Origin of the sequence: Erysipelatoclostridium sp. DFI.2.3, assembly GCF_019132535.1 — a bacterium.
In the GTDB taxonomy this organism is placed as follows: Bacteria; Bacillota_I; Bacilli_A; order Erysipelotrichales; family Erysipelotrichaceae; genus Clostridium_AQ; species Clostridium_AQ innocuum.
Genome location: NZ_JAHOOJ010000048.1, coordinates 1 through 4,956, shown reverse-complemented (window position 1 = coordinate 4,956; position 4,956 = coordinate 1). Strand labels below are relative to the sequence as shown.

General features: G+C 50.4%; 3 rRNA genes. All 3 read left to right on the top strand.

The annotated features are described in order from the left end of the window. Nucleotides 1-75 precede the first annotated feature (75 nt). The 3 genes from KSZ58_RS22270 to rrf all read left to right on the top strand — a co-directional run bounded on the left by KSZ58_RS22270 (nucleotide 76) and on the right by rrf (nucleotide 4,941). Nucleotides 76-1,615, top strand: a 16S ribosomal RNA gene (locus tag KSZ58_RS22270). Nucleotides 1,616-1,852: 237 nt separating this feature from the next. Further along, nucleotides 1,853-4,759: ribosomal RNA gene (locus tag KSZ58_RS22265) — 23S ribosomal RNA — on the top strand. A gap of 68 nt (nucleotides 4,760-4,827) precedes the next feature. After that, nucleotides 4,828-4,941 (top strand): 5S ribosomal RNA (rrf, locus tag KSZ58_RS22260). Together the 16S, 23S and 5S rRNA genes form the textbook arrangement of a ribosomal RNA operon. Nucleotides 4,942-4,956 lie beyond the last annotated feature (15 nt).

Here is a 4,956-nt window from a genome sequence, read left to right as displayed (position 1 = left end):
TTTGAGAAAACAATATTCTCGGTATAACGATAACAAAAATGAAATTCAAACGCAAGTCATGCGTTAGAGCTAAATCAAATGGAGAGTTTGATCCTGGCTCAGGATGAACGCTGGCGGCATGCCTAATACATGCAAGTCGAACGAAGTTTCGAGGAAGCTTGCTTCCAAAGAGACTTAGTGGCGAACGGGTGAGTAACACGTAGGTAACCTGCCCATGTGTCCGGGATAACTGCTGGAAACGGTAGCTAAAACCGGATAGGTATACAGAGCGCATGCTCAGTATATTAAAGCGCCCATCAAGGCGTGAACATGGATGGACCTGCGGCGCATTAGCTAGTTGGTGAGGTAACGGCCCACCAAGGCGATGATGCGTAGCCGGCCTGAGAGGGTAAACGGCCACATTGGGACTGAGACACGGCCCAAACTCCTACGGGAGGCAGCAGTAGGGAATTTTCGTCAATGGGGGAAACCCTGAACGAGCAATGCCGCGTGAGTGAAGAAGGTCTTCGGATCGTAAAGCTCTGTTGTAAGTGAAGAACGGCTCATAGAGGAAATGCTATGGGAGTGACGGTAGCTTACCAGAAAGCCACGGCTAACTACGTGCCAGCAGCCGCGGTAATACGTAGGTGGCAAGCGTTATCCGGAATCATTGGGCGTAAAGGGTGCGTAGGTGGCGTACTAAGTCTGTAGTAAAAGGCAATGGCTCAACCATTGTAAGCTATGGAAACTGGTATGCTGGAGTGCAGAAGAGGGCGATGGAATTCCATGTGTAGCGGTAAAATGCGTAGATATATGGAGGAACACCAGTGGCGAAGGCGGTCGCCTGGTCTGTAACTGACACTGAGGCACGAAAGCGTGGGGAGCAAATAGGATTAGATACCCTAGTAGTCCACGCCGTAAACGATGAGAACTAAGTGTTGGAGGAATTCAGTGCTGCAGTTAACGCAATAAGTTCTCCGCCTGGGGAGTATGCACGCAAGTGTGAAACTCAAAGGAATTGACGGGGGCCCGCACAAGCGGTGGAGTATGTGGTTTAATTCGAAGCAACGCGAAGAACCTTACCAGGCCTTGACATGGAAACAAATACCCTAGAGATAGGGGGATAATTATGGATCACACAGGTGGTGCATGGTTGTCGTCAGCTCGTGTCGTGAGATGTTGGGTTAAGTCCCGCAACGAGCGCAACCCTTGTCGCATGTTACCAGCATCAAGTTGGGGACTCATGCGAGACTGCCGGTGACAAACCGGAGGAAGGTGGGGATGACGTCAAATCATCATGCCCCTTATGGCCTGGGCTACACACGTACTACAATGGCGACCACAAAGAGCAGCGACACAGTGATGTGAAGCGAATCTCATAAAGGTCGTCTCAGTTCGGATTGAAGTCTGCAACTCGACTTCATGAAGTCGGAATCGCTAGTAATCGCAGATCAGCATGCTGCGGTGAATACGTTCTCGGGCCTTGTACACACCGCCCGTCAAACCATGGGAGTCAGTAATACCCGAAGCCGGTGGCATAACCGTAAGGAGTGAGCCGTCGAAGGTAGGACCGATGACTGGGGTTAAGTCGTAACAAGGTATCCCTACGGGAACGTGGGGATGGATCACCTCCTTTCTAAGGAGAAAGTACAAAAGAAGTAAAGAGTTATCGAACATTTCCTGTTCAGTTTTGGAAGACTGATCTTCCAAACGAAAAAGAAGTCGATCTTTGAAAACTGAATAACAGAAGACATATGAAGGTCTATAACGAAAGTTGTAAACAACATAGATATTCACGAGTAGAAAGTTAAACAAAAACAGAAAACTCAAGCAATAACCTAAGCAAAGAAATGAACGCTTAAAACTTAATCGTGATTAAGTGAATAAGGGCGTACGGTGGATGCCTAGGCACTTGGAACTGAAGAAGGACGCAACAAACGGCGAAACGCGACGGGGAGTGGTACGTACACAAAGATCCGTCGATATCCGAATGGGGAAACCCGGCAGCAGTAATGAGCTGTCACCCATGAGTGAATACATAGCTCATGAGGGAGGTACCCGGAGAACTGAAACATCTAAGTATCCGGAGGAAAAGAAAATAAGAATGATTCCGTAAGTAGCGGCGAGCGAACGCGGAGGAGCCCAAACCAGATCTTGATCTGGGGTTGTAGGACCACGAAATGGCAAGAGCATGGCTAAGAGAACGGCATTGAAAGGCCGACCGGAGAGGGTGCAAGTCCCGTAACTGAAAGTCTAGCGAAGCCTAGTGGTATCCTGAGTACGGCGAGACACGAGAAATCTTGTCGGAAGCAGGCGGGACCATCCGTCAAGGCTAAATATACCCAAGTGACCGATAGTGAACCAGTACCGTGAGGGAAAGGTGAAAAGAACCGCGGGAGCGGAGTGAAATAGAACCTGAAACCGTATGCTTACAAGAAGTCAGAGCCCGTTAAAGGGTGATGGCGTGCCTTTTGTAGAATGAACCGGCGAGTTACGTTATCGTGCGAGGTTAAGTAGAAGATACGGAGCCGAAGCGAAAGCGAGTCTTAATAGGGCGACAGTACGATGATGTAGACCCGAAACCGTGTGATCTAGCCATGACCAGGTTGAAGTTCAGGTGAAACTGAATGGAGGACCGAACCGACCCCCGTTGAAAAGTTGGCGGATGAGTTGTGGCTAGGGGAGAAATTCCAATCGAACACGGATATAGCTGGTTCTCCCCGAAATAGCTTTAGGGCTAGCGTCGAGGCAGAGTCGCATGGAGGTAGAGCACTGAATGTACGATGGCCCCATCCCGGGGTACTGAGTATAATCAAACTCCGAATGCCATGCAGACGTACTCGGCAGTCAGACTGTGGGTGATAAGGTCCATGGTCAAAAGGGAAACAGCCCAGACCGCCAGTTAAGGTCCCAAAATGTATGCTAAGTGGAAAAGGATGTGGGGATGCACAGACAACTAGGAGGTTGGCTCAGAAGCAGCCATCCTTCAAAGAGTGCGTAACAGCTCACTAGTCGAGTGACCCTGCGCCGAAAATGTACCGGGGCTAAGCATACTACCGAAGCTGCGGATTCAACTTTAGAGTTGAGTGGTAGGGGAGCGTTGCATGCACGTAGAAGCCGTACCGTAAGGAGCGGTGGAGAGCATGGAAGAGAGAATGCCGGTGTGAGTAGCGAGATGTAGGTGAGAATCCTACACACCGATAGCCCAAGGATTCCAGGGGAAGGTTCGTCCGCCCTGGGTAAGTCGGGACCTAACGCGAGGCCGAAAGGCGTAGTGGATGGAAAACAGGCAGATATTCCTGTACCCGCGATGGAAATGAAGGAATGACGGAGAAGGCTAGTGTGAGCCACTGAACGGATTGTGGTCAAAGCATATAGCAGGCTGACAGTGAAATGCGTCAGCGGGATGTAAGATGTGACAGGTAAGGGAACGTCCTTGGACAAGTACTGAAGCACATGATGCCAGCTTCCAAGAAAAGTTTCTAGTGATAATTCCATAGCGGCCCGTACCAAAACCGACACAGGTGGGCAAGGAGAGAATCCTGAGGTGAGCGAGAGAACTGTTGCCAAGGAACTCGGCAAAATGACTCCGTAAGTTAGCGATAAGGAGTGCTCTTGTAAAAGAGAGCCGCAGTGAAGAGGCCCAAGCGACTGTTTAACTAAAACACAGCTCTCTGCAAAGTCGCAAGACGAAGTATAGGGGGTGACGCCTGCCCGGTGCTGGAAGGTTAAGAGGATTTGTCATCCGCAAGGAGAAGCAATGAATTGAAGCCCCAGTGAACGGCGGCCGTAACTATAACGGTCCTAAGGTAGCGAAATTCCTTGTCAGGTAAGTTCTGACCCGCACGAAAGGCGTAACGATTTGGGCGCTGTCTCGGCAGCAGACTCGGTGAAATCTTAGTACCTGTGAAAATGCAGGTTACCCGCAACTAGACGGAAAGACCCCATGGAGCTTTACTGTAGCCTGATATTGAATTTTGATCAAAGATGTACAGGATAGGTGGGAGGCTGTGAGACGTGTACGCCAGTATACGAGGAGCCGCTGTTGGGATACCACTCTTGTTTGATTGAAGTTCTAACCTGCACCCATGAACTGGGTGAGGGACCGTGTCAGGTGGGCAGTTTGACTGGGGCGGTCGCCTCCTAAAGAGTAACGGAGGCGCCCAAAGGTACGCTCAGATTGGATGGAAATCAATCGACGAGTGCAAATGCAGAAGCGTGCTTGACTGTGAGACAAACAAGTCGAACAGGGACGAAAGTCGGGATTAGTGATCCGGCGGTGCCGAATGGAAGGGCCGTCGCTCAACGGATAAAAGCTACCCTGGGGATAACAGGCTGATCTCGCCCAAGAGTTCACATCGACGGCGAGGTTTGGCACCTCGATGTCGGCTCATCGCATCCTGGAGCTGAATTCGGTTCCAAGGGTTGGGCTGTCCGCCCATTAAAGCGGTACGCGAGCTGGGTTCAGAACGTCGTGAGACAGTTCGGTCCCTATCTGTTGTGGGCGTTGGAGATCTGAGGAGAGCTGTCCTTAGTACGAGAGGACCGGGATGGACCTACCGCTGGTGCACCAGTTGTTCCGCCAGGAGCATAGCTGGGTAGCTAAGTAGGGAAGGGATAAGCGCTGAAAGCATCTAAGCGCGAAGCCTACTCCAAGATGAGATCTCCCATTCGTATAACGAAGTAAGACCCCTTGAAGACGACGAGGTGGATAGGTCAGAGATGGAAGTGTAGCGATACATGGAGTTGACTGATACTAATAGGTCGAGGACTTAATCACACGTACCAGGTGGTACAAAAAGAAACTGTCAACTGTTATTCAGTTTTGAGGGGTAGACCTCAAAGTGATCTGGTGGCGATAGCGATGTGGACACACCTGTTCTCATCCCGAACACAGAAGTTAAGCATATCAGCGGCGACAATATCTGGACTGGCTCCAGTGAAGATAGCACGCTGCCAGGTAATCTGACTCATCTT